Raw genomic sequence first — 419 nt, 5'->3', positions numbered from 1 at the left:
ACGATTATGCTCACCATCCCCGTAGCTTACACGAAGCGAAAAATTGCTGTAGGGAACGGACTTCAGCTGGGTGACGGCTGTATTTTCTCCTTCTGCCTGCTGCTGATCTTCATGAAGACGGCAGCCTGCAATCAGAACCACTGCGAGACATACAGCCCCGGCTGCTCTGATCAAATGCATATGTTTCCCCCCTGTAGGATTCCATTTGTTTTAGGTATATCCAGAGAATGAAATCCTCATTCAGAGAAGAATTGAAAAAGCCGTGGCATTTAACGCCACGGCTTTTTCTTTAAGATTCGGTCATTTGCAAAAAGGTTTCGGCGTCACGCACAGCCAGCTTGATAGCATTCTCCCAGAAATCGCGCTTCGTGATGTCAGCACCCAAATGCTTCATCGCCAAATCCTCCACGGTCATAGAA

General features: G+C 47.7%; 1 pseudogene. It reads right to left on the bottom strand.

Going from position 1 to position 419, the window contains the following annotated elements:
* A pseudogene (locus RVS70_RS22750) lies at nt 1-180 on the bottom strand (hypothetical protein); the annotation flags it as partial.
* Nucleotides 181-419 lie beyond the last annotated feature (239 nt).

This window comes from Virgibacillus sp. M23, from assembly GCF_034190895.1.
Lineage (GTDB): Bacteria > Bacillota > Bacilli > Bacillales > Amphibacillaceae > Virgibacillus > Virgibacillus salarius.
The sequence above is the reverse complement of the archived record's forward strand: the minus strand, read 5'-3'. Positions and strand labels throughout refer to the sequence as shown.